The 23,221-nt window shown below is 60.1% G+C and carries 21 protein-coding genes and 4 tRNA genes; 6 read left to right on the top strand and 19 right to left on the bottom strand.

Annotated elements, in window-relative coordinates; genetic code table 11:
• The 15 genes from tuf to HY795_15970 all read right to left on the bottom strand — a co-directional run.
• On the bottom strand, positions 1–139 hold a 139-nt coding region (gene tuf / locus HY795_15900), incomplete at its 3' end, for an elongation factor Tu (GenBank protein ID MBI4806706.1).
• Positions 140–204: 65 nt separating this feature from the next.
• Positions 205–280 (bottom strand) — tRNA-Thr (locus tag HY795_15905).
• A gap of 35 nt (positions 281–315) precedes the next feature.
• A tRNA-Gly gene (locus HY795_15910) sits at positions 316–392 on the bottom strand.
• A 58-nt stretch (positions 393–450) separates the two neighbouring features.
• Positions 451–536: transfer RNA gene (locus HY795_15915), tRNA-Tyr, on the bottom strand.
• A 6-nt stretch (positions 537–542) separates the two neighbouring features.
• Positions 543–618, bottom strand: a tRNA-Thr gene (locus HY795_15920).
• A gap of 173 nt (positions 619–791) precedes the next feature.
• A complete protein-coding gene (locus HY795_15925) occupies positions 792–1,406 on the bottom strand; it encodes a hypothetical protein (protein ID MBI4806707.1) in 615 nt (204 codons plus the stop codon).
• Positions 1,403–2,047 carry a 4Fe-4S dicluster domain-containing protein gene (locus tag HY795_15930; GenBank protein ID MBI4806708.1) on the bottom strand — a complete coding sequence of 215 codons (645 nt, stop codon included), beginning with the start codon at positions 2,045–2,047 and terminating at the stop codon, positions 1,403–1,405. The genes HY795_15925 and HY795_15930 overlap by 4 nt, the downstream gene beginning before the upstream one ends.
• Complete coding sequence (locus HY795_15935) at positions 2,044–4,206, bottom strand: molybdopterin-dependent oxidoreductase (protein ID MBI4806709.1); 2,163 nt, start codon at positions 4,204–4,206, stop codon at positions 2,044–2,046. Before HY795_15935 ends, HY795_15930 begins: the two co-directional genes overlap by 4 nt.
• A gap of 6 nt (positions 4,207–4,212) precedes the next feature.
• On the bottom strand, positions 4,213–4,752 hold the full coding sequence (locus HY795_15940; GenBank protein ID MBI4806710.1) for a cytochrome C: 540 nt from the start codon (positions 4,750–4,752) through the stop codon (positions 4,213–4,215).
• 110 nt (positions 4,753–4,862) lie between these two features.
• Positions 4,863–6,302 (bottom strand): mannose-1-phosphate guanylyltransferase/mannose-6-phosphate isomerase, encoded by a 1,440-nt coding sequence (locus HY795_15945; protein ID MBI4806711.1) that lies wholly within the window; start codon positions 6,300–6,302, stop codon positions 4,863–4,865.
• 21 nt (positions 6,303–6,323) lie between these two features.
• Positions 6,324–6,929 carry a dTDP-4-dehydrorhamnose 3,5-epimerase gene (rfbC, locus tag HY795_15950; GenBank protein ID MBI4806712.1) on the bottom strand — a complete coding sequence of 202 codons (606 nt, stop codon included), beginning with the start codon at positions 6,927–6,929 and terminating at the stop codon, positions 6,324–6,326.
• 89 nt (positions 6,930–7,018) lie between these two features.
• Positions 7,019–7,897 carry a lipoyl synthase gene (gene lipA, locus HY795_15955; protein ID MBI4806713.1) on the bottom strand — a complete coding sequence of 293 codons (879 nt, stop codon included), beginning with the start codon at positions 7,895–7,897 and terminating at the stop codon, positions 7,019–7,021.
• Entirely contained in the window at positions 7,863–8,504 is a 642-nt protein-coding gene (gene lipB, locus HY795_15960; GenBank protein ID MBI4806714.1) for a lipoyl(octanoyl) transferase LipB, read from the bottom strand. The genes lipA and lipB overlap by 35 nt, the downstream gene beginning before the upstream one ends.
• Complete coding sequence (locus HY795_15965; protein ID MBI4806715.1) at positions 8,501–9,664, bottom strand: rRNA methyltransferase; 1,164 nt, start codon at positions 9,662–9,664, stop codon at positions 8,501–8,503. Before HY795_15965 ends, lipB begins: the two co-directional genes overlap by 4 nt.
• Entirely contained in the window at positions 9,654–11,195 is a 1,542-nt protein-coding gene (locus tag HY795_15970) for a DUF4445 domain-containing protein (GenBank protein MBI4806716.1), read from the bottom strand. Before HY795_15970 ends, HY795_15965 begins: the two co-directional genes overlap by 11 nt.
• 472 nt (positions 11,196–11,667) lie before the next feature.
• Here HY795_15970 and HY795_15975 point away from each other — a divergent pair, with 472 nt between their 5' ends.
• The 5 genes from HY795_15975 to HY795_15995 all read left to right on the top strand — a co-directional run bounded on the left by HY795_15975 (position 11,668) and on the right by HY795_15995 (position 17,371).
• The gene (locus HY795_15975) at positions 11,668–12,273 is read left to right on the top strand and encodes a C40 family peptidase (protein MBI4806717.1); all 606 of its coding nucleotides are present in this window, start codon (positions 11,668–11,670) and stop codon (positions 12,271–12,273) included.
• A 115-nt stretch (positions 12,274–12,388) separates the two neighbouring features.
• Positions 12,389–13,444 carry a hypothetical protein gene (locus HY795_15980; GenBank protein MBI4806718.1) on the top strand — a complete coding sequence of 352 codons (1,056 nt, stop codon included), beginning with the start codon at positions 12,389–12,391 and terminating at the stop codon, positions 13,442–13,444.
• Positions 13,441–14,622 carry a response regulator gene (locus HY795_15985; protein ID MBI4806719.1) on the top strand — a complete coding sequence of 394 codons (1,182 nt, stop codon included), beginning with the start codon at positions 13,441–13,443 and terminating at the stop codon, positions 14,620–14,622. The genes HY795_15980 and HY795_15985 overlap by 4 nt, the downstream gene beginning before the upstream one ends.
• Positions 14,623–14,689: 67 nt before the next feature.
• Complete coding sequence (locus HY795_15990) at positions 14,690–16,237, top strand: exo-alpha-sialidase (GenBank protein MBI4806720.1); 1,548 nt, start codon at positions 14,690–14,692, stop codon at positions 16,235–16,237.
• A 6-nt stretch (positions 16,238–16,243) separates the two neighbouring features.
• Entirely contained in the window at positions 16,244–17,371 is a 1,128-nt protein-coding gene (locus HY795_15995; GenBank protein MBI4806721.1) for an acyltransferase, read from the top strand.
• Between the two features lie 16 nt (positions 17,372–17,387).
• Here the strand turns inward: HY795_15995 and HY795_16000 are convergent, their stop codons facing one another.
• A complete protein-coding gene (locus HY795_16000) occupies positions 17,388–18,011 on the bottom strand; it encodes a YkgJ family cysteine cluster protein (GenBank protein MBI4806722.1) in 624 nt (207 codons plus the stop codon).
• 512 nt (positions 18,012–18,523) lie between these two features.
• Between HY795_16000 and HY795_16005 the strand changes: the two genes are divergently transcribed.
• The gene (locus tag HY795_16005) at positions 18,524–20,704 is read left to right on the top strand and encodes a glutamine synthetase III (GenBank protein MBI4806723.1); all 2,181 of its coding nucleotides are present in this window, start codon (positions 18,524–18,526) and stop codon (positions 20,702–20,704) included.
• A gap of 180 nt (positions 20,705–20,884) precedes the next feature.
• On the opposite strand, the gene HY795_16010 is transcribed toward HY795_16005, so the two are convergent.
• From HY795_16010 to HY795_16020, 3 genes are all read right to left on the bottom strand, one after another.
• Positions 20,885–21,301 carry a YjbQ family protein gene (locus HY795_16010; protein MBI4806724.1) on the bottom strand — a complete coding sequence of 139 codons (417 nt, stop codon included), beginning with the start codon at positions 21,299–21,301 and terminating at the stop codon, positions 20,885–20,887.
• 146 nt (positions 21,302–21,447) lie between these two features.
• Entirely contained in the window at positions 21,448–22,014 is a 567-nt protein-coding gene (locus HY795_16015; GenBank protein ID MBI4806725.1) for a tetratricopeptide repeat protein, read from the bottom strand.
• 276 nt (positions 22,015–22,290) lie between these two features.
• Complete coding sequence (locus HY795_16020; protein MBI4806726.1) at positions 22,291–23,139, bottom strand: glycosyltransferase family 2 protein; 849 nt, start codon at positions 23,137–23,139, stop codon at positions 22,291–22,293.
• Positions 23,140–23,221: the final 82 nt, after the last annotated feature.

Genomic DNA, 23,221 nt, shown 5'->3' on the forward strand with positions numbered 1-23,221 from the left:
ATGCCACGTACTCGCCGAAACCGCGCATGTGCGACAGCTTGGTGATGGCGGCAGTCAGCGTGGTCTTGCCGTGGTCGATGTGACCGATGGTGCCGATGTTGACGTGCGGCTTATTGCGCTCGAATTTGGCCTTACCCATGGTAAACCCCCTCAAGTGGTTCTTTAGTGGCTGCCGCCAGTTTTTATACTATTGGTTGTTATTTATGGAGCCCACGACCGGAATTGAACCGGTGACCTCTTCCTTACCAAGGAAGTGCTCTACCGACTGAGCTACGTGGGCCTTCAATTTGAAGCGAGGCCGGAGGGGACGTGACGTGGAGCGGGAAACGGGACTCGAACCCGCAACCCTCAGCTTGGAAGGCTGATGCTCTAGCCAATTGAGCTATTCCCGCGTCATATCCGCAGTCCGAACGACGAAAACTCCGTCTCCTGCGCTTCTTTCTCTTCTCGTGGTGGTGGGGGGTGGATTTGAACCACCGAAGGCTGACGCCGACAGATTTACAGTCTGTTCCCTTTGGCCACTCGGGAACCCCACCCTATTCTGGAGCTGGCGATGGGACTTGAACCCGCAACCTGCTGATTACAAATCAGCTGCTCTGCCAGTTGAGCTACGCCAGCGCCAAGACGGCGAGGCTTAGCCCAATCCCCAGTTGAACGCAAGGGCTTTTTGCCCTCACGAGGTAACGCCTTCCAATCTCAAAGAGCGACGGGCTAACTGACAGAAGCATTTCGTCTTGTCAAGCGCCCGGAAGCTCTTTGCAACATATATTTTACCCCCGCGCCAATTTGGTTCACTTCGAAAGCCCCCGGGCCCGCAGCCAGGATGCATATACGCCACATCCCAAAGCGAAGGCCAGGACCAGCCAGTCCTGCTGGCTCGGGGTCACAATGTGGCCGTGGACAACCGGCATATTGGGACTCAATCGCAATGCAAGGAGAATGAAGGCGCCAAGACCGGAAAAGGCGATCACGAATTCGAGTATTCCACTGCAGGGCTTTAGGAAGAAAGACGACAGGCAGACAGCGAAACCCAGTATTGCCTGGCAGAACGTATTGCTCCAGTCCCAATGCGCAACCAGAAACCACACCCGCACCGGCTGTCCGATCATGGCGACAAAGAGAACGAACGCCGCCAGGTACAAGCCCACACCAAGAACCTGGGCTGAACGCATGACTGGCCCGAACCCGCCTTCCCCCCTGACTGCCGCGGCTGCTCTGAGGAGAATGACTCCACCACCCAGCACCATCATCACGTTGGCTGCCGCGAGCCACAACGCGGGCTGGGAATCCGCATCCGGGGCGGCCAAAACCAGGCCCTGGGTCCAGATGGGAACCATGGCGAACCATCCCAACACTCCAAGGGCCAAAGCCCCTGCCCAGGGCAGAATGCGGCTCAGGGCAATCACGCCCTCTCCCTGGCCCAGGTTCGCCTGGAAACATAAAAGACCTGGGGCATTGTCTGTTTGTTCGGCAACAGGACAAAGCCTTCCGGATCTACTCCAAGATGTTCTAGGTTCCCGAACTTTATGGCCCCGGAAGGGCAGGATTCGGCACAGGCCGTGGTGTAGCCGTCCGGCCCGTTCAGCACCAGCCGGTGCGAACAGAAGGTGCACTTCTCAACCACCCCTTTGGACCGAACCGAGGCGAACGGAGTGATCGTGGTTTCCATGCCACCGGGCCAGGCCGCAGAGGTCCACGTGAAGCGCCGCACCCCGTAGGGGCAGGCCTTCATGCAGGAGCGGCAGCCGATGCACCGGGCATATATCTGGCTCACTATGCCTCCCTGCCCGCTCTTCTGGGTGGCTCCCACCGGGCAGGCCTTCACGCAGGGCGGATTCTCGCAGTGCATGCAGGGTTTGGGCAAATACAGCGCGTCGGACCTGGGGAAAGCCTCACCATTATCTTTTTGCGCAACCGTGATCCAATCCGAAGGCCTCTCCAGAGCGGACGGCGGGATGTTGTTCTCCAGGCGGCAAGCGCTGACGCAGACCCCGCACCCAGTGCAGCGGTCCAGGTCGATCACCATGCCCCATTTGACACCGCTCATATGCGCTCCAGCCTCACCCGGCATCCGGCCCAAACCTCGACTCCGCTTTGGGGCTCGGTCCAGGTGGACTGAACCCGCCTGGCGTTGGCACCAAGGCCCTCTCCCAGACCCAGGAGAAGCGCGGCATGCCCGTCCGTCACCGATTCATCCAAAGTCACCAGAGCCTCAAGCCGTCCAGCATGGCTTATCACCCGTACCACGTCCCCGGGCTTCACGCGAACGGTCTTGGCCGTGGCACTGTTCAGCCTGAGAACGGATCTGCCATCGCGTACTTCGTCAGAGCGCAGGCTGGTGACGGATTGCAGCGGGACACCGCCGGGCATGCACACGCGCAGACTGGCCTGAGGAGCGAGCTTCAGCGGAAGCCCCAGGTCGACGGCCTCAGGGATCAACGCCTTGGCCAGAAAGGCCGCCTGGCAGGAAAGCTCGGCCCGTTCAGGCTGCGGATTGACCCAAAGCTGCCCCTCCACAAGCGACCTCCAGAGATCCGCCTCGGGGGCGGGCTGGGCATCGCCTGCCAGCACGCGCCAGGGAGCGACCTCTCGCGCCACGAATCCGCCTGCCCGTTCCATGGCAAGCACCCGCTCCCTGAGAACCTGCCTGAAAGAGGATGGGCCAAGGGGACACTCAAGACGAACGGCAAGTTCAAGCAGCACGTCGCCAGGGTGGCGGGCGTCCGCCCTGGTGCGCACCAGCGGCCGGGAAAGCCCGTAGCAGGAAAAGGCCAGGCCATACGGGGTGGTCACGTCGTCCCAGCGTTCCAGGGGCATGGGCGAGGGCAAAACAAGCTCGCACAAGCGGGCCGATGCGGTCATGACCGGAGTGAAAGCCACCTTGAACAATGCCTTGGACACGGCCCGGGAAACCAGCTCCGTTTCCGGCAATCCGGCCACCGGATCCGCCTCCACAAGCAAAAGAACATCCGGAGCATCCGCGCGGCCCATGCCCATGCGCTTGAGCTCTCCCGCCAGACCCAGCTCGCGGTTTCTGGCAGCGGCCAGATGAACCCCGTCCAGGGCACTGGAGAAGGTGGGTGGCTTCGCCCGCAGGTGCGCTCCGGCAACGCGGCCGCCGCCCTCACCCGGCCACAGGCCGGTCAGGTAGACGCCGCCAGGCCGGTTTACCCTCCCGGTCATGACGGACAGTGCGAATCCAGCCACCTGCGCGGCCACCCCAAGCCCGTCCCCGCTCTGAGACCCAAGGATCGGGAGGGTTCCTTCGCTAAGGCGCAGGGCCATCTTTCGCAAGACATCGGGAGCCATCCCGGTGGCGAGACGCACCTCCTCAGGCCCGAAGCGCTGCCGGACAAGGGAAATAAAATCCGACATGTCCCGAGCCCTGCCCGTGACCGGGCCCATGTCGGCCAGATGCCAGGCCAGGCCCATGGCCAAACTGGCCTGCGCTCCTTCGGGTGCGGGATGCCACTCCCGGCAGAGAGCGGCGGACGCTCCACGCACCGGCCCGAGAAAGGCCGAATGCTCGTCCGCGCGCCCGGCCCAAGCCTTTCTGAAGTGCGGGGACGCTGGCATGGATTCGAAAACGTCCGCCCCGAGAAGCAGGAGTCCGCTGGCGTTGTCCACATCGAAGCCCGGCTGGCAGGCTGCCCCCATCAATGCCATGGCCGAACGTGCGGCAGCCCCCTCTGAAGGCATTAAATACTGTCTGGATGAGCCCAGCCGATCCATGAAAGCGGCCAGAATGTCCTGCAGCCCCCCCTGGCGAGCGGACCCCACGGACATCACTCTCTCCGGGGCCAGGCTGATCTTCTCCGTAAGAAGGGCAAGGGCCGCTGCCCAAGAGATGGGTTCAAACACACCCGAGGAATTTTTCTGGAGAGGGCCGCCGACCCTGCCGGGATGAAAGAGATTATATGCCTCGGCCTGGGCCGGCGGCGTGACTCCCCCCCGGCTCAAGGGATGCGCCGGATTGCCCCGAACAAGAACCGGCCTGCCGTTTGCCGAGAGCACAGTGATGCCCATGCCAGAAGGGCAGGCCAGACTTACGGTGCTCATTTCCCGCAGGCGCTCGGCGGGCAAGGTTTGAGACTCCTGGCTAGATCTGGCCAGGTCGCTTCCGGCCCGCCAAGGCGCCGGACTGGCAGCAACTCCGGCCGCCATTCCAGCAGCCAGGCCGATGAATTCTCTGCGCCCGAGTCCCATGCCAGCCTACCTGTGGCACACCACGCAGTCGTCGGCCGCCCGGCTGTCCGCGTGACAGGCCCGGCAGCGCGCCATGCGCATGGTGTGGTTGGTGTAGCCCGAAACAAGGTTCAGCTTGAGTTCCGGGTAATCTTCGCGGGACATGTCCGGATGGCATGAAGAACACCCCCTGCCCAGGTGCGGCTCGTGGACGAAGCGCACATGCTGGGGCTCACGAGCCAGGGACAGCCAGGGAACCTGTTTGCGCTTCTTCACATACTCGGTGACCAGTTTGTCGATCTCCCGCTCGTCCTCGGTGCGCCCGCCCGTGGGTTCGGGATGGCAGCCCGCGCAGACCGAAATCGGGGGGAATCCATTGAAGGAGGCTCCAGGGCCGCCCATATGGCAGGTGGCGCAGGGGACGTCCTGCTTGGCATGAATTGAATGGCTGAAACGAATGGGTTGCGTTATTACTCTCGTCACCAGCCTGGAATACCCAAGCCAGCCAGCCGCTAACCCGGCCGCCAGGCCCAGGGCGATGAAGCGCCAGGGCAGAGGGCTACGCACCGGTTCCCGCCTGAACAATTCGCCCCCGGGGGAAACCAGTTTTCCTTCCGGGGGCGGTGGTTAATTCGTCGCGACGAGCCGCGGGCATAGTGCTAGCGCCAAAGAGGCAGCTATTTGCCCGCGGGCTTTGCATTGCGGCCGTAGACGTCCTCGAAACGGACGATGTCGTCCTCTTCAAGGTACGGCCCGGTCTGGATCTCGATGATCTCCACCGGGACCTTGCCCGGGTTGGAGAGCCTGTGTGTGGCGGTCTTGGGGATGTCTACGGACTGGTTCTCCGTGAGCAGCATTTCCTTGTCGTTCACCTGCACCAGGGCGGTTCCGGAAACCACCACCCAATGTTCGGAGCGGTGGTGGTGCATTTGCAGCGACAATTTGCCGCCCGCCGGAACCTCGATGCGCTTTATCTTGTAGTGCGGCCCGTCCTCCAGCACGGTGTAGCTTCCCCAGGGTCTGCGCACCGTGACGTGGGCGTTCACCAGCTGGCTGCCCTGTTCCTTGAGAGCGGTGACCACATCCTTGACCCGCTGTGACTCGCTTCGCGGGCAGACCAGGGTTGCGTCCCGGGTCTGGATCACGATCATGTCCTCAAGTCCCACACAGGCGAGCTTGCCTCCCTGGGAAATGAGCAGGTTGCCGGTGCAGCCCTGGGCCATGACATCGCCCTGCACCGCGTTCTGGTCGGCGTCTTTCTGCCCCATACGGTAGATGGCTTCCCAATTGCCCAGGTCGTCCCATACGAAGCGGGCTTCCAGCACGGCCAACCGGTCCATTTTCTCCACCACGGCGTAATCCACTGAGATATCCGGTAGTTGTCCGTACCCCTGGGCCAAGGGGGATTCTTTGCGTTTTTCCCACCACTCCCAGAACAGGGGTTGGTGTGTGCGCACGGCCTCCAGAAATACCTGTGCGGAAAAGACGAACATGCCGCTGTTCCAGTAGTATTCGCCGCTCTCCAAATATTTCTGTGCCGTGGCGGCATCAGGCTTCTCCACGAAGGAAGCCACTTCAAAAGCCCCGGGGCCCAGGGATTTCCCCTTTCGGACATAGCCGTAGCCGGTTTCCGGCTTGGTGGGCTTTATGCCGAAGGTGACCAGCCGCCCGTCGCGCGCCAAGGGGAGCGCGTCGGCCAGGGTGTCCAGCCAGGCGCCGTTGGACTCGATCATATGGTCGGAAGGAAACACCGCCACCAGGGCTTCCGGGTCCTTGTCAACGATGCTGTCCAGGGCGAGCATGATGGCAGGGAGAGTGTTGCGGCCCACGGGTTCGGCCAGTGCCCCCTTTTCCAGCAGCGGGTTGACCTCGCGCAGCTGCCCCCTCACCTCGAAGACGTGTTCCTCGTTGGTGACCACCCAGACGTTTCCAGGCTCGAAGGCCTCCATGGCCCGGGACACCGTGCGCTTGAGAAGCGTCTGCCCGCCGTCCAGGGAAAGCAGCTGTTTGGGTAAAAGCGTGCGGGACAGGGGCCAGAGCCGGGTGCCGGAGCCTCCGGCCAGAATGACGGCATGGCAGGAAGCGAACCGGTCCGTTGGGTCCTTGGGGTCGGTCATGTAATTGGCCTCGATGGAAAGTTAGCCTTCGAAGACGAAGGGGGACTGAAAATCCTTGAATCGGCCAAGCTGGGCGTCCTTGGGCGAGAGGATGGGGTCCTTGACGCCCCAGTCCACTCCGAGGTCCGGATCGTTCCAGATGAGCCCGCTGTCCTGCTCTGGAGCGTAGCAGTCGTCGACCTTGTACAGAAATTCCGTGTCCGGAGTGAGCGTCAGATAGCCATGGGCAAAACCCTTGGGCACTAACAGCTGGAGGAAGTTCTCCCCGGAGAGCACGAAGGATTTCCACTGGCCGTAGGTGGGCGAGCCCTTGCGCAGGTCCACCACCACGTCCAGCACCTCGCCGCGGGTCACGCGCACGAGCTTTGTCTGGGACCGGGGGGGCAGCTGGAAATGCAGACCCCGCAACACCCCTTTGCTGCGCGACAGGGCGTGGTTGTCCTGTATGAACTGGTGTTTGAGACCCTGGGCTTCGAACGTTGCCTGGTTGAAGCTTTCCATGAAAAAGCCCCGGTCGTCCTTGAACACCTTGGGAGCATAGAGCCAAAGTCCTGGTATGCCTGTGGCCTGAAAGCCCACGACGTCACCTCCTTGAGGCGTGGATAAAACTGGTGGTTTGTATCCCATACGGCTTCGCCCGGCAACCGGGCTTGGTTTCTTGTTCTCCGACTGGCTCGTTCAGCTTTCCACACTGCCACGCGCATCGAAATACTGTGCTATTTCAAAAGATTACTAGCGTCGTGACTGGAACGTACCAGCGGACCGCAATACATGACCGGAATGCCGAGTTCCTGGCCAAGCGCGGCAACCTCGTCAAATTCCTCGGGCGGAACATAGCGCACAACCGGCAGGTTGCGCCTGCTGGGACGGAGGTATTGTCCAACCGTGACCATGTCGCACCCCAGGCGCGCAAGGTCTTTAAGCACCCGCGCAAGCTGTTCCCGGGTTTCGCCCAGACCGAGCATCAGGCCGCTCTTTACTTTCGACTCATCCGAAAAAGCTTTGACCCTGGCCAGAAGCTCGAGGCTGCGCTCGTATTTGGCCTGGGGGCGCACTGTCGAATACAGTTGGGGCACTGTTTCAAGGTTGTGGTTCACCACCTCCGGCTTGGCTTCCAGCACCGTACGCAACGCCGCCGGGTCACCCTGAAAATCCGGTATCAAAACCTCCACCGAAGCCTGGGGGAGTTCCCGGCGTACTGCCCTGATGCTTTCTGCGAACTGGTGCGCGCCTCCGTCGGGAAGGTCGTCCCGGGTTACCGAGGTGATCACCACATGCTTGAGCATGAGTTTTTTCGCGGCCGTGGCCACCCGCTGCGGCTCATCGGCCTCAGGCGGCGCGGGCTGGCCGGATGTTATGTTGCAGAACCCGCACGATCTGGTGCACTGGCCGCCCAGGATGAGAAACGTGGCCACGCCTTTGCCGAAACATTCCGACATGTTGGGGCAGCGGGCCTGGCGGCAGACCGTGTGAAGATCCTGCCCGGCGACCACCGAGGCCGTATGCGCGAAAGCCTCGCCCAAGGGCGGCTTCACCTTGAGCCACGAAGGGAGACGGGGGTTACCGGCCCGCGTTTGATTCAAAGGCGTCGACAAGGGCATTCTTGACTCTCCGGACGTCGGCCTCTTGGCTGTCGCGTCCCATCCTCTCAAGTTCACGCGCCGCCGAGGTCATTTCAACCCCAGGCAGGCCGCAGGCCGTTATCATGGAAAACAGTGACAGATCCGGCCCGGCATTGAGCGCCAGGCCGTGATAGCTCACCCAGCGCTTTACGCCAATCCCCACGCTTGCAATCTTGCGCGGCCCCACCCAAACTCCGGGACGGCCGGGGCTGCGGTCCGCCGTGATGCCCAGGCTGGCCAAAGCGTCGATGCCGGTCTGCTCCAGATCATAAAAAAAACGTTTCAGCCCCCCCGGCCTGCCCGACAGACGCATGATGGGATAGAGCACCGCCTGGCCTGGAAAGTGACAGGTCACGCTTCCCCCCCGGCTGGCCTTTTCCACATCCACCCCCCGGGCGCGCAGTTCCTCAGCAGGCATGCGCACAAACGCCTCTCCGCCATGACGGCCAAATGTGATCACAGGGCGGTGCTCCAGGATGAAAAGCCGTTCCTGGCCTCCCTGCAACACGTCTTCCAGGGCTTTCTGCTGGACTTCCAAGGCTTCGGAAAAAGAAACGAGGCCCAGATCAATCACTTTCATGGAGCAGTTTTCTCACGGATCGGGGTGACCCAGGCTCCGCTCTTGGGATCGCGCTCGCCCGGTTTGGGCATGTCGGCCTCCAGGAGCGCCCCGGACACCACCCCTCTGGGCGGCTGATGAAAAGTGAGCAACCGAAGCCCCTCGGATGCGCAGGCGTAAGCGCCCTGTCCAGTGGGCAACGGGAAGCGGTGGGAGACCACACGAGACTTGGATGCATCGTATGCCGGCGGCTGGGCCGCCATGTGCATGAAGCTCAAGCTGGCCCGGTCTTTGTCCAGGCCGGCCAGTCTGGTGAGCTTGGCCAGCCAGTCAGGCGCATTCTCAGCCGGGAACACGAAATGACACCAGGAACGCCACCTGGGAGCCAGCATGGGGCATGGGGAATCATGGGTGCACGGCGACAAGGGGGACAGGCCCTCTTCCATAAGCATGCCGCGAAGACGCGACAACAAGTTGCCCCCCAGGCGCGTACCGGGCTCCACGAGCAAGAGCCTGCCCTCGCGGGACAGCCGCCCCGAAAGCATATCCCCCAAACGTTCCAGACCCTGATGCCCCTCCTCCCCACGGCCCTTGGCCAGTTCGTTCAGGGCGTTGGCAGCCATCAACAGCTGAAAAGGTTCCTGCGGAGCCTTATGGGCCGGGGCCTGGACGAGCTCGATGGTCCAGGATTTCCCTTTGGATCCGGAAACCGCCTCGAACAAGGCTCGCCCAGCGCGCATGACCTGCCCGGTCTGGTCCACGCAGACCAGCCTGATTTTTCTCTCCCGCAGTTGGGGGCGCGATATCCAGAGGGCCTGAGCCAGGGTCAGCGGTCCGCATCCCAGGTCCAGCACGCTCGAACCGTCCGGGATATCAAAGTCCAGTCCGGAGAGAAGGCGGGAGAGGCGAAACAGGTTCCAGGGCAGGAAATAATAAAGGTAGGCCGAGAGATTCGCCGGGGCGGACAAGTAGTTGGCCTGCGGGCCCGGGCCCCGCTCGGCGGTCAAGGCCAGGGAGAGCCGCTTCACGTCCTGAGGCAGGCCAGCCTTGTGCTTGGCTTTGAGCGGATGCACCCCTTCCAATACCTGGCGATACCCCGCCAAGGCGCTGACCAGATCCGGGGAAGGCCTGGAAATGAGCAGAGCGGCACGACGTAGAAGCGCGGCCTGTTCATCCGGCATGGGCACACCTCATTGATTCGAGATACATCTTTTGAAATCCGGGGAAGGACACCACGTCCACCAACCGGGTCTTTGCCGGAAGCTCGCCAAGCCAGTCGCGGACATCGTACCTGGCGGCGGCCAGACAGGCCCCATCCAGCGAGGTATTCCCCGCGGCCCGAACTTTGCCCGCGCCTCCCGGCGGCAAAAAGCCCAGGGTTTCCAAATCCGGGGCATGAATGTGCTCGCCCAAGGCCCCGGCCAGAAACACCGTCGAAAGCCCGCCGTAGGCCATGCCGGCTTCGTGAAGTAAAATCCTGACTGCGGTTTCGAAAGCGGCTTTCACCTTGAGCATGGCCTCTATGTCGGAGGCGTGGACCAGGAGTTCTCCAACGTTGAGTCGGGGTTCGCCCGAATCCCTCCTCACTCCGGCCAAGATTCGAGCAGCCAGGGGCGACGCCGCCTCGCGGGCGAACTGGCCAGCTTCGGTAATGACGCCAAGCGACAAAAGCTTGGCCAACAGGCTTAAGTACCCGGTACCCGAGATGCCCCTGACCGTTCCGGCACCGCCACCGAAGGGAACCGGCACGAGCCCTCCGGGCGAGAGGCCAAAGGCGACAGCGGCTCCAGGCCCTGCCAGCATTCCCTGGGCCATGCCCACGCCTTCGAGAGCCGGCCCCATGGGGACGCTGGCCAACAGGAATCGGCCATCGGGCAAGGCCAACGCGAATTCGCCATTGGTTCCGAGGTCGGCCAGCAGATAGGGCCGGGACGGCTCTGGCCTGGAAAATTCCAGAGCCGCGAGCCCCGCGCTCACGTCCCCGCCAACGAAAGGCGCAATGAGCGGCGGGATGTAGACCCCGGGCAGATCGTCGTCAAGGGTTTCAACGCTGCCGCCGGGCCAGTCCACCCGGTACGGCGCGGAAGCCAAGCCTGAGATGTCTTTGCCCAAGGCCAAATAGGTCATGCAGGTGTTGCCCGCCAGGCAGACAGCTCCGGGAAGGCAGGGCAGGCCGGCCAGGATGTCCCGCACGGCAAAACACACGGCTTGACGCAGCCGCATGGCGCCATGGGCCGCCCGGGCAAGGGCCAGCCGGGACATCACTTCGGAGCCGGCGCCGAGTTGCGGGTTGCGGAAGGAGCCGGACGTGGACACTTCCCCTTGGACAAAACGCCAGTGAACGGACGTCGTTCCAAGGTCGATGCCCAGAACGGCGTCGGTACATGACCGGGGAAGAGCGCGGTAAAGAGGCTTGGACGGCGCCAAAGTGGCCTCGACCACTGAACCGGGTACTGGGGGACGCTTGCAGGCGAGACGCCACCCCTCATCAAGCCTGCCGGGAGAGAGAATGTCCTGTTCCTCGACAAGCGGTTCGGGGGGAGTGGTAAGGAACTTCACCTGGCACAATCCGCATCGCCCGGCGCCTGAGCACAATGCCTTGGCCTGGAACGCCCCGGCGATGAAAAGGTGCTGCGCCAGGGTAAGGCCTGGTACAAGGGGCGCTTCAGATATTGGACCGCCCTTTTTGGCGACAATGCTGAACGTACTCATTTCAGTTGACGGGAGGATGCGTGCATGCAGGCAAATTCGCAAGCTTTTTTGCAATCAACTAATAAAAAAACATCTTAATATATACTTTATCTACCTTTCAGCAACACCAACATGTCGCACGAATTTAGCCACTTAGCACATCAAACATCAAATGCCCGGAAAACGCTGGACATTTTTTTCCCAAGCGGCTAAAAGCTGCCCCCAGGAAGGTAGAAAAGCGAGGCTCCCGGCTGGGTTTGTCCCTACAATGCCGTCCCCGCAAGAGCGTCACTCTTTGGAGCGAGCAAAGCCCCGAAAGACGCAAATATCAAAGGGACCTTCCGGACGCCCGAGAATCCTTGGCCCATCATGATGCTGCGGTCTAGCGGCGGGTCTGGATTCTTAACTGAACATGTCTACAACGGCTTACATCTTCATAAAAGGAGACGAGGAAGAGATGCATCGCACCACACCCCTTGCCCCTTGGACGACCATGCGAACGGTGATCGTGCTGGCTATCCTGCTCATCACAACCGCATGCGGCTCCAAACAGTACTCGAACAAACAAAACCTTGCAGAAAACCCTCAAACCGCTGAAAATATCGCCGCCTCTTTCGAACCAACTTCACCATTCCTGCACTTCAACAACAACAATTATTGCACCTTGCCTGTTCCGAGCGTTGTCGCCGGCTCCAAAAACCCCTTCGAGCTCTCCGGCCTGACCGGCACAACCACCCACCAGCGTCTGGTGGCCCTGTCTTTCAGCCAGATCGGAACATTGTACCGTGCAGGCGGAACCGAACCCGCCACTGGCTTTGACTGTTCCGGCTTCACCACCTGGGTATACAGCAAGCTGGGCATCAACCTGCCCCGCAGCTCCCGGGAGCAATTCCAGGAAGGCAAAGTGATCGCCAAAAGCCAGCTTCGCAAAGGCGACCTGGTCTTCTTTGGCAATAAAAAGCGCATCACCCACGTTGGAATCTATCTCGAAGACAACAAATTCATACACAGCTCGAGTTCCGGAGACACCGTCAAGATATCGAGCCTGGACGAGCCCACCTGGGAGCGCAAGTATACTGGAGCGCGTCGCGTTTTCTAAGCATACGGCCATACGACTCTGAACTTCTGGGCGGAAAGCATTGAGCTTCTCCGCCCTTTTCATTGGCGAGCGTTTAGGGTATCGATGAAAAAAGTACTGTGAAATGGTTCTTGGCATGGCCAGCCCCAAAAAATCCAAGAAATCTTCCTCCCGCGCACGTCACACCTGGGTTTTCCTGGCTGGAATCGCCCTGCCCTTTTGCATCGCCGCCGGTTGGCACGCGGCATACGGGCAGTTGGAGCCTACGCAGCCCCAGGCCAGACAGGAATCCACACAGCAACCAGCCAAACACGCTTCCCTCTCTTCCGCCACGACCGTTCCCCGGGAGGCCCTGCCAGCTCCGGCCGCCCCGGCTCTCTCCCCCCAGGAGGAGTTGGTCGAGATGCGACAGCTGTTTTCGAAATCCGTCCAGAAACCCACCATGGACAGGATTGAGCAGCTGAAAAAGCAGTGGAACAAATCACCTAAGTTGCAGCAGATTCTTGAAGAGCGGCGTCAGCGCCTCGCTTCTCTTGGTACTGCGTATTACGAGTTTGTCCGCAAGGACGCGATGCATCAGATGGCCAAATCAGGCCGTGATTTCACCGAATCCCAATACTTCGTCTACGTTGACCGCAATCCCAACGCTCAGTTCATAACAGTGGGTTTCTACGACGCGGAACGCAAGCAGATTGAGTTTTTGGGCACAGATCTCATCTCCTCCGGCAATATTGAAAAAGGCGGTGACTACTTCGAAACCCCCACCGGTATTTTCGAGAATCTGGTGGACAATTTCTCCTACCGTGCCCTGGGAACGCCTAACCAGGATGGTTGGCGTGGCCTGGGAGCCAAGGACAGCCGCGTCTGGGACTTCGGCGACCAGAAAGGTTTCAAGAAATACAAAAACGGCAACACCGTCAGCCAGATGCGCCTTCTCATGCACTCCACTGACCCGGACAAGGGCGAACCACGCCTGGGACGAATTGATTCCAAAGGCTGTGTGCGCATTTCCCACGGACTCAACGGTTTTCTGGATACCTACGCGATTCTTGATCGCAACTATGAACAATGGGTTAAAACAAAACCCGACTCCTGGCTCTTGAGGAAGGATAGAAAGCCTGTCTCGTACCCAGGGAAATACCTCATCATCGGTGACTCCGCCCAGCTGATCCAGGCGCAGGGAAAACCGTGAACACCCCCGCCCAGAACGCCATTGCCCGGCCTTACGGAGATGGCGCGACACAGAGTTCACTTCGAATTCTCTGTATTGACGACGAACCTGCCATAAGACTGAGCATCCAAGTATTCCTTGAAGACCACGGGCACACTGTCACTACGGCCCTCAACGGACTCGAGGGCCTGAAAGCGATCGAGTCCCAGGAATTCGACTGTATTCTTCTCGACCTGGCCATGCCTGGCATATCCGGGCTGGAGGTGCTCAATAAAGTCAAGGAGATGAGGCCCAACCTGCCGGTGATTGTGGTGTCCGGTACGGGCAGCATTCCTGACGTCATAAACGCTTTACGCCTTGGAGCCTGGGACTTCATCACCAAGCCCATAGAAGACATGGCCATCCTGCTCTACGCAATGGACAGAGCCATGGAGCGCGCCAGACTCATCCGGGAGAACCAGCTCCATAACGAACGGCTCGAAACCCTGGTGAAGGAACGGACACGTGATCTTCGCTCGGAAATCGCCGAGCGGCTTGCCGTGGAAAAGGCCCTACGCGCTTCACTCGCAGAAAAAGAGGTTCTTCTCAGGGAAGTGCATCATAGAGTCAAAAACAACTTGCAAATTGTGTCGAGCCTCTTATCGCTTCAGGCAGCCAAGTCAGACCACGAAATGTCCGGGGAATTCCTGGACAGCCAGGCCCGGGTGCGGGCAATGGCCCTTGTCCATGAAAAGCTCTATTCGTCCGAGGATCTCAGCTGCATCAACTTTCCAGAATACCTTCGCCAGCTCGCCGCATTTTTACTCCAGGCATACACCCCGGAAAGCACAACTATAACCCCTGACATCCATTGTCCTGACTTCTGCCTGCCCGTGAATTCCGCCATTCCGTGCGGCCTCATCATAAACGAACTGTTTACCAACAGCTTAAAGCATGCGTTCGCCGGCCGCCCCGTGGGCCGCATCATCCTCAGAGCCTGGCTGAAGGACAATACGGCCAACCTGCTCATCGCTGACGACGGCGCGGGACTGCGGCCCGGCTTCGACATCAAAGAGACAGAAACCCTTGGCCTGCAACTGGTGACCAACCTCACCCGCCAGCTCAAAGGCAGCCTGAAGGTTTCTTCAGGGCCCGGGGGCGCCGCCTTCCATCTTCGGTTTCCTAACTCTCCTGCCCGAACGGCACCTAGCGCCAGCTAGGAAGCCCACTCGAAGCTTTTGACATTGCCGGTGATCGCGGGCACATAGATTCGCTGGAGGGACCTTGATGCCCAGCATTTCCAGCGACCATTCCCGGCATGTTGTCATCGATGCCCGGCCCGGCCATTACCTCTGCTTCCCGGATGTGCGGCTTCTAAAGAGCGGACGGCTCCTCTGCGTGTACCGGCAGTCCGACAAGCATGTGGCCGACCGGGCTGACCTGCTTTTCAAAACCAGCGACGACCTGGGCAAGACCTGGAGTCCGCCGCGCTACCTGTGCGCGGGCGTGGGCCATTGTCCCAGAATAACCCAGCTCGAGGACGACCGAATCCTTGTCCTGGACGACCACTCCCGGAGCCAGTTCTGGAGCATGGACAATGCCGGAAGCTTCATCCGCGCGCCATACACCGGGGCATACATGCCCCTGCCTGACCGTGTTTTGCCGCTTCACCCCAGCCATTTCCTGACCACCGCGCACCACCATCGTGGAGACCAGGCATTGCCCAAAATCCGCCAAGCGCCCTCAGAGCAGTTGATTTACGTATCTAACAACCAGGGAGCCACCTGGCGAGAGTACTCGGTTCTCGCATTCGACAAGAATCTGGTGCTCTGCGAAGCTTCGATGATACGTCTGGAGGATGGCAGGCTCTTGGCCATCATGCGGGAGAATTCCTTCGTTTTTGAGCCTATGTATTACTGCCTGAGCGATGACCAGGGAGTGAGCTGGAGCATTCCGCGCCCAACTCCGCTGTGCGGCCACAGGCCCACTATCGGACGTACTCCATCAGGAAAGCTGCTCGTCACCTACCGCAATGTGGGGACGGACGGTGGAACCGCCGCATGGTTGGGGAACCTGGACGAGCTGGACCGCGATTTCGAGGTTCACGGGCTGCACCCTTCAGATGGCAACCCCATCCTCACCCCCGAGGGGCTTCTTATCGAGAATGAACCGGGACTTTCAAACGCGGTGCGCTACGCCCTGCGCCCCATGACCGATCCTGAACGGGCCCAGGCGGAACTCACCGCGGAAGTCCTGGTTGCCGAGGCCCAGGAAAAGGCCTGCGCCCTGCATTTCGGTGGGTGGTGGCGGCTCTTTCCGGACAGGCTGGAACCGCCGGCCAAGGATGCTCCGAGCATACCGTTCGAGCCGGGCTTACCCCTTCGTCTCACGCTGCGTTATACCCCGGGCCAGATTCAGGCCCAGTTGAATGGTCAGCCCGTGGGGAGCTATCCCGTCGACGCCCGCCAGGCCGAGACCAGGGCGGTGCTCTTCGGCAATGCCTCAACCCAGGAGCTAAACGGCGGAAGACACCTGTGGAAAAAACTCTCGCTATCCATCAGCGAGCCCCGGTATGAAAGGGACTTCTCCTGGCGCTGGGATCACTCCATGGGCCATCCCGACGCCTATGTCCGGGCCCGGGTTCTGGAACTGGCCAACGATCGCCAGGCAAACTCCGGTGACTACGGCTATTCGGGGTGGGATCCGCTGCCCGATGGCCGTTATTTCTGCGCCTTCCACCATGGGGGCGCGGACCAGCCAGGCTACGAGCCGAGCCGCTCCAGCCACGTGAGAGGGGTCTGGTTTACCGATTCCGATTTCACTTCAAACCCGTGAGGCCCCATGAGCACGCCAGCCCCCGCAAAGAGAAAGACACTAGGACAGATCGAGGTCATGCGCGTCATAGCAGTAACCGGCATATTCCTCTACCACCTCTGGTCGGATGTGCCGAAGGCCGGGACCGAGAATCCCATGGGTCCTGCCTTTGGAGCCATCCTCAGCCAGGGCTGGCTGGGCGTGATACTTTTCAACGTGGTCACGGGCTTCGTGCTCACCCTGCCGTTCGCCGGTCCTTCGGGCAGACCAATGCCAGGCTACCTTGAATTTCTTCGCCACCGCTTCCTGCGCATATGCCCCAACTATTACATCGGGCTGGTCTTCTGGACCATCGTGGCCATCATCGCGGGCAAGGCAGGCGCCTCTCTGGCAAGCTCATTCACCCAGCACCTTCTCTTCGTGCACACCCTCAATCCCGCTGTCTTCTTCGACATCGTACCCGCATACTGGTGGATGGGGCTTCTGGCCCAGTTCTATCTTCTGTACCCGGTTTTGTGGGGGCTTTTCACGAAGTTCGGCCCCAAAAAGGCCGCGTTATGGCTGTGCTGCGGATGCTGGGGGTTCTGGGCGGTGCTCGAAATCCTGGCCAAGCTGATGCCCGGCTCCATCTTCTCCATGGGCAACTACCTTTTCTACTTCAACCTTCCCTACCGGTTGGGGGAATTCGCCCTGGGCATGTTCCTGGCCTGCAAATGGCGTGATCCCGATGCCAACCCGGTCATCGGCCAGGGGCTGTCCCTGGGCGAAGCGTTCTCAGGGAAACGTACCGCCGCCTGGATCGGACTGATCGTTCTGTCTGCCTGGGCTCTTCTCTTCGGCATTCCCGGCCCATTTCTTCTGGTGACTCATCTGTACTGGCTGTCCGTTGTGTTCTGCGCCGGCCTGGCCATCTTTTTTTCAGACACCATGGACCGCCTTGGCACATGGGGCCCTGTCTCGAAGTTTGCCGCGGCCTCATACAGCATCTATCTGATGCACCAACCCATACTCGGCTATGCGGCCCAGTGGGTTGCGCCCAACATGGAGCCCTTCCCGGCCTTCATTTTCTTGACGGGCGCATGCGGGCTGCTCTCTATCTGGGTGGCACTGCTCACAGACAGGCTGGTAGCCAAAATCAACACCCTTCTGGGATAGCCGCCTGGCCGCAGTGTTAAGCGGCTTCTGAGGACTCAACGCACCGGCCCTGCCTGATCATCTCCACGAGATCGGCGGGGCTGGACGTTTTGTGAGCCCCGGCCGGCCTCAACAACCCTCCAAGGAGTGCTTCGAGTTCGATGGGGTCACTTGGGCGGAAATGAATGTCCAGATGGGGCAGCAGGGACGCGTAGGCCTTGAAGGCGTATTGCCTCAACGGAGTGAGAACGTCCGAGCGGCGCGTACGAAGGGGATTCTCGTCAGGAGAGCACGCTCTGCCAAATACAACCAGCTGCCTGCAGGACAGAAAGCGCATGGAGTAGACCGCACAGGTCCCTTCCACCAGAAACGGGCAGGAGCCGTCGTCACTGCCCGTGAACCTGGCCAGGGCCTTTTGGGCAACAGGGGATTCGTCATGGCTTAACCGCCAAAGAGCACCGGCTACCTCCAAGGACGTGGCCGACAGATGGCTGGAGGAACAGCACCCGGAGCAGCGTTCTCCGCAGGAAGGCCTTATACCCCGCAGCTCGACTTCCTGACGCACAGCCAGCCGCACTCCCGAGTCCATGATAGCCTGGGCCTTGATGAGGCTTTGCAGCCACGTCGGCGTCAAAACGCCGTCGCAATATGCGTTCGTCATCTTGTTTCTCCTCGTATTTCGGCCTCTTGGACTGGGCGTTTTTACATACTTAGCAACCTTCATTCCAAAGTGATCCCCTTTTTTGCCTCCCCCTTTTTTCGCAATTGCCAATTTCAGCCTCTTCAGACAAAATACCGAATATTTCGACCATAAAACCTTAAAAATGCGCTCCCACAGCTCTTTTCTCCCCTTCCACTTGCCGACAGGACCATCAATTTTCGGAAAAATGTGACTTCGGAACAGATTTACAGGTTGCGCCTCCTTTACAATATTTCGGGACTAATTTACATTATTGAAAATGACAGAGGGAAAGTAGGACAAGCTGAACCAGATGATTCCGTGGTATTTCAAAAATCAACAATTTTGAGGTACTTCGAACGCATCTCCCCGGCGGGAGCCATTCCAGGGCACCTGCCGCCTGGCCGGAGTATGGACATGGCCGGGCCTAAGCTGACCGCGCCTTCCCTCGCACCTAACAAATGAGCATTCTAAACCCCTATGGAGAACGCCCTATGAGTGGAATCCAGGCACGCTTGAACGCCATCTCGGCGATCATCAACTACAAACCGGCCCATGCCCCCTTAAACTTCCACGACACCAAGCCCACCGAGGTTTTTGGTTCAAACGTTTTCAACGACAAGGTCATGAAGGAACGCCTGCCCAAGGCGGTATACAAGTCCCTTAAAAAGACCATTCAGCTGGGCGAAAAGCTCGACGCTTCCCTGGCCGATGTCGTCGCCAACGCCATGAAGGACTGGGCCATCGAAAAGGGCGCCACCCACTTCACCCACGTCTTCTATCCCCTGACCGGACTGACCGCTGAAAAGCACGACGCCTTCCTGGTGCCCGACGGAGAAGGCGGCGCTTTGGCCGAATTTTCCGGAACCATGCTCATCCAGGGCGAACCCGACGCTTCCAGCTTCCCCTCCGGCGGGCTGCGCGCCACCTTCGAAGCCCGCGGCTACACCGCCTGGGACGTGACCAGCCCGGCCTACATCCTTGAAAATCCCAACGGCACCTTCCTGTGCATCCCCACCGCGTTCGTCTCCTGGACCGGCGAGGCCCTGGACAAGAAGACCCCGCTGCTGCGCTCCCTGCAGTCGCTCAACAAGCAGGCCAAGCGTGTGCTGAAGCTGTTCGGCGTCAACACCAAGCTGCCCGTCACCAGCTTCGCCGGCCCTGAACAGGAATACTTCCTGATCGACCGCAACTTCGTGTTCTCCCGCCCCGACCTTCTCATTGCGGGTCGTTCGCTCTTCGGCGCGCCCTCGGCCAAGGGCCAGGAGTTCGAGGACCAGTACTTCGGCGTGGTTCCCCGCCGCGTCCTGTCCTTCATGATGGAAGTGGAGCGCGAGCTCTTCAAGCTGGGCGTGCCGGTCAAGACCCGCCACAACGAAGTGGCTCCCAGCCAGTTCGAGATCGCGCCGATCTTTGAGCAGGGCAACCTGGCCACCGACCACAACCAGCTGATCATGACCACCCTGCGTTCCGTGGCCAAGCGCTACGGCATGATCTGCCTTTTGCACGAAAAGCCCTTCGCGGGCATCAACGGCTCGGGCAAGCACCTGAACTACTCCATCGGCAACGCCGAGTTGGGAAGCCTCTTTGATCCGGGCGCCACTCCCCACTCCAACGCCCAGTTCCTGGTGTTCTGCGCCGCCGCCATCCGCTCCCTCCACAAATACGGCGCTCTGCTTCGCGCCACCGTGGCTTCCGCCTCCAACGACCACCGCCTGGGCGCCAACGAAGCTCCCCCGGCCATCATGAGCGCCTACCTGGGCGAACAGCTGACCGACGTGTTCGAGCAGATCAAGAAGGGCCAGGTGAAGGGCTCAAAGCAGAAGGGCGTCATGCATATCGGCGTGGACACCCTCCCCCCGCTGCCCATGGATCCGGGCGACCGCAACCGCACCAGCCCCTTCGCCTTCACCGGCAACCGCTTCGAGTTCCGCGCCGTGGGTTCCTCCCACTCCATCGCCGGCGCCCAGGTGGCCCTGAACGCAATGATGGCCGAATCCCTGGACTACATCGCCACCGAGCTTGAAAAACTGGGCAAGGTCAACAAGACCCAGTTCAACGAAGGCGTGCAGAAACTCCTGCAGAAGATCATGAAGGAGCACGACGCCGTGATCTTCAACGGCGACGGATACTCCGACGCCTGGCACAAGGAAGCGGCCAAGCGCGGCCTGCCCAACCTGAAGACCACTCCCGAGGCTCTGCCTGTTCTCTCCAGCAAGGAAGTGATCGGCCTCTTCACCAAGTACGGCATCTTCACCGAGGCTGAAGTGAAGTCCCGCCAGGAGATCTACCTGGAGCAGTACGTGAAGACCATCCTCACCGAGGCCAACCTGGTGATCCGCATGGCCCGCACGGTGATCTTCCCGGCCGCCATGCGCTACCAGGGCGAACTGGCCGGCACCTGCGCCAACCTAAAAGCCATCGGACACGACTTCAAGATGGCTTCCCTGGAAGACGTGACCACCAAGCTGCGCGCCATGCAGGCCGAAGTGGACAAGCTGGAGAAGCTCTTGGCCCACGAAGGCGGCGACACTCTAGCCCATGCCAAGTTCATGTGCGACAAGGTTCTGCCCGCCATGAGTGCGGTCCGCTCCTATGCGGACGCCCTGGAGAGCGTGGTTGCCGACGACCTGTGGCCCCTGCCTTCCTACCAGGAGATGCTGTTCATCCGCTAAGACGGAGAACGGACGAACGAAACACGAAGGCCGCTCCCGATTGGGGGCGGCCTTTTTTGTGCAGGAGCTCTGCGGGATTAGCCTGCGGCGGCCAAAGGGCTTTGCCCTTTGGAATCCCTATCCGCTTCGCGACGAATGAGCTTCTCCCTCTTCGCTTTTGAGAATAAAGATGAACGGTTGTTATTCCCCGATTATCTTCACCAGCACCCGTTTCTTGCGCCTTCCGTCGAACTCTCCGTAAAAAATCCGCTCCCAGGTTCCCAGGTCCAGGCGCCCCGCGGTGATGGCCACCACCACCTCGCGCCCCATGATCTGACGTTTCATGTGGGCGTCCGCGTTGTCCTCCCCCACGTTATGGCGATACTGCCCCACAGGCTCATGTGGAGCGAGCTTCTCCAGCCACTGCTCGTAGTCGTGATGCAGACCGGACTCATCATCATTGATGAACACGCTGGCCGTTATGTGCATGGCGTTCACCAGCACCAGGCCTTCCGTAACCCCCGAGTCCCGGAGGCAGTCCTCAACATCATGGGTGATGTTCACGAACCCGCGCCGCGTCGGGATATTGAACCAGAGTTCCTTGCGATAGCTCTTCATGGCAGCTCCAAAGTATGATCGCCGGGCGTAATCCACGCCCTGCATATATTTGCAAACATGTAGAATGAAGCAAGCGAAGGAGCAACCGGAAAGGAAAAGACGGAGCCCCCTGGCGAGCGCACGCCAGGGGGCCCGGACAAAGTGGCCTAGAGGTCTTTGTACTTCTTAGGAATCTTCAGCTTCGGATTGAGCTTCTTGGCCATGGCGAAATCGGACTTGGCCTGTTCCGGGTTGGGGGGCGACATGTTCATGCTGCTGATGCCGCGGTTGTAGTAGTAGCCAGCAGTGATGATGCTGGGCTGGGAACCGGAGATGGCCTTGGTGAAGTCCTGCACGGCCTCGGCGTGCTTGCCCTTCATGGCCAGGGCACGGCCCCGCTCGTAATAGGTACCCAGCAGGTCCGGCTTCATCTCCAGAGCCTTGTTGAAGTCCATGATGGCTTCGTCGGTCTTTTTGGTGTTGGCGTAACACATGCCCCTGTCAGAATACGCATTGGCGAGAATGTCTTTGGGCGTTTGGGGATTTTCGATGACCTTTGTCATGGCCGCCATGCCGGCGCTCCACTGATGGTTGTTCACCAGTTCCACAGCCTTGGCATACGTGGCGCTGATGTCCTGCTGCTCGGCTTTCGAGGCTTTTTTTGCCGCCTGGGCCGGAGCGACGCAAACGCACAGCGCCGCGAAGAGCATCATCACAAGAATACGCTTGCTCATAGGAACCTCCTGAGGTGTTGGATTTTTATCCATTAGGTTCAGGATGTGCCTCACAACAACGCAATGATCAAGAAAAATCAGTTTGTTCGGCTGCCCCTCTCACCGCAATCACTACCAACTAAATAATATCATTAATCAATTTACATTAGGAGCATACGCTGTTCGTAGCGTTGTAAAGTGAAGGCAGACGGCGCCTAAAGTGCGAGGCGCTTAAGCGAAGGCCAGGCGTTCGCACGCACTGCTTCAGGGAAAAGGAACAGCAGGGGGTAGGCGGGGTTATCGCCGGTCGCGCTCCAAAGCTTCCAGCCTGGCCTCCAGGTTCAAAACCCTGGATTCCAAGTCGGCGTCTCTGGAGCTTTTCGAACGCTGGGAAACGGTTTCGGCTATGAGATCATCCCGGATAAGCGTCTTCTCAAAGAATATCTTGATGAGCGTGGAGAGGTAGCGACGCCCCATCTCCGTAAGGTGCAGATTGGAGCTGCCCCAGGTTCTGCCCTGCCAGCTGATGGGCACCTGCAGGATGTTGTAGTTGCGGATAAGCGCGGACAAGGAGAGTTCGATGGTGATGTTGAAGTGGCTGGCCCTGTAGGGTCCGCACTCGCGTATGACATGGGAGCGGTAGGCCTTGAAGGAATTGGTCAGATCGTTGAAGCGGGTCCAGAAGAGCAGCCGGAGCATGGTGTTCACCAGCCTGTTCACCATGAGCTTGATCTTCGGGTAATTGCTGGTCCTGGAGCCCTTGATGAATCGGGAGCCGAACACGCAGTCATAGCCGTTCGAGATCTCTTTGAAATACATGACCACATCGTCCGGCTCGTCCGAGGCGTCGGCCATGTAGATGATCAGCACGTCGCCCTTGGCCGCATCGAGCCCCGTCCGGATGGCCCGTCCGAACCCCCGGGGGGGGAAACGGTCCACACGCTTGATGCGCGGGTTCTCCGCGGCCAGACCCGTGAGCACCTCGGATGTCTGGTCGGTGCTGTTGTCGTTGACCACCACCAGTTCATAGTCGATTCCGGCTGCCTCGAGCCGCGTCCAAAGACTACGAAGACTGGTGGAAATGTTCTGCTCTTCGTTGAACGCGGGGATGACGACAGAGAGAGTCAAGGGAGTATTCTGGGGCATGAGTGGATCTGGCATAGTCCGAGGCTGGTTTTCCTGTCAATTTCGAAGTCCTCGGACTTACAAGGACAACAGGATTCGGACG

Origin of the sequence: Desulfovibrio sp. (genome assembly GCA_016208105.1) — a bacterium.
Classification (GTDB): domain Bacteria; phylum Desulfobacterota; class Desulfovibrionia; order Desulfovibrionales; family Desulfovibrionaceae; genus Fundidesulfovibrio.

Excerpts from the sequence above, each read along its gene's own strand:
- HY795_15990 (MBI4806720.1), top strand. The coding sequence starts at position 14,690 with ATGCCCAGCATTTCCAGCGACCATTCCCGGCATGTTGTCATCGATGCC.
- HY795_15945 (MBI4806711.1), bottom strand. The coding sequence starts at position 6,302 with ATGACCGACCCCAAGGACCCAACGGACCGGTTCGCTTCCTGCCATGCC.
- HY795_16005 (MBI4806723.1), top strand. The coding sequence starts at position 18,524 with ATGAGTGGAATCCAGGCACGCTTGAACGCCATCTCGGCGATCATCAAC.
- HY795_15970 (MBI4806716.1), bottom strand. The coding sequence starts at position 11,195 with ATGAGTACGTTCAGCATTGTCGCCAAAAAGGGCGGTCCAATATCTGAA.
- HY795_15935 (MBI4806709.1), bottom strand. The coding sequence starts at position 4,206 with ATGGGACTCGGGCGCAGAGAATTCATCGGCCTGGCTGCTGGAATGGCG.
- HY795_15995 (MBI4806721.1), top strand. The coding sequence starts at position 16,244 with ATGAGCACGCCAGCCCCCGCAAAGAGAAAGACACTAGGACAGATCGAG.
- HY795_16000 (MBI4806722.1), bottom strand. The coding sequence starts at position 18,011 with ATGACGAACGCATATTGCGACGGCGTTTTGACGCCGACGTGGCTGCAA.
- HY795_16010 (MBI4806724.1), bottom strand. The coding sequence starts at position 21,301 with ATGAAGAGCTATCGCAAGGAACTCTGGTTCAATATCCCGACGCGGCGC.
- rfbC (MBI4806712.1), bottom strand. The coding sequence starts at position 6,929 with ATGGGATACAAACCACCAGTTTTATCCACGCCTCAAGGAGGTGACGTC.
- HY795_15980 (MBI4806718.1), top strand. The coding sequence starts at position 12,389 with ATGGCCAGCCCCAAAAAATCCAAGAAATCTTCCTCCCGCGCACGTCAC.
- HY795_15965 (MBI4806715.1), bottom strand. The coding sequence starts at position 9,664 with ATGCCGGATGAACAGGCCGCGCTTCTACGTCGTGCCGCTCTGCTCATT.
- HY795_15930 (MBI4806708.1), bottom strand. The coding sequence starts at position 2,047 with ATGAGCGGTGTCAAATGGGGCATGGTGATCGACCTGGACCGCTGCACT.
- HY795_16015 (MBI4806725.1), bottom strand. The coding sequence starts at position 22,014 with ATGAGCAAGCGTATTCTTGTGATGATGCTCTTCGCGGCGCTGTGCGTT.
- HY795_15975 (MBI4806717.1), top strand. The coding sequence starts at position 11,668 with ATGCGAACGGTGATCGTGCTGGCTATCCTGCTCATCACAACCGCATGC.
- lipB (MBI4806714.1), bottom strand. The coding sequence starts at position 8,504 with ATGAAAGTGATTGATCTGGGCCTCGTTTCTTTTTCCGAAGCCTTGGAA.
- HY795_16020 (MBI4806726.1), bottom strand. The coding sequence starts at position 23,139 with ATGCCCCAGAATACTCCCTTGACTCTCTCTGTCGTCATCCCCGCGTTC.